At 28.3% G+C, this 300-nt stretch carries 1 protein-coding gene; it reads left to right on the top strand.

What is annotated here, in order from left to right; all coding sequences use genetic code 11:
• The coding region (locus tag RI76_RS01570; RefSeq protein WP_152411653.1) for a phosphatase PAP2 family protein at positions 1–252 on the top strand (252 nt) is incomplete at its 5' end.
• Positions 253–300 lie beyond the last annotated feature (48 nt).

The following is a 300-nucleotide window of genomic DNA, read 5'->3' as shown; positions in this document are numbered from 1 at the left end:
CGATCTGCTACATTTTTATTACCTAGTATTCATGTTTCTAATAGTTGGTTTTGTTTTATCGTCTTTCGTGGTGAAAATAAAAAAAAGTTTCCCAAATCAATAGTTTTTATTCAATTTTTTTTAGCTATCTTAGTTTATTTTTCAACTTTCTTATTGAGACAACATTATATTTTAGACGGTATTGTCGCCATTATATTGGTAGAATTGATTTGCTTTATTGTTAAAAAACATTTTATAAAAAATAAAAATTGATTCTACATGTAGCAGATCGGAAGAGCGGTTCAGCAGGAATGCCGAGAC

Source organism: Milkweed yellows phytoplasma str. MW1, from assembly GCF_000309485.1.
Classification (GTDB): domain Bacteria; phylum Bacillota_I; class Bacilli_A; order Acholeplasmatales; family Acholeplasmataceae; genus Phytoplasma.
Note: the sequence above shows the minus strand (reverse complement) of the source record. Positions and strands in the feature narration are given on the sequence as shown.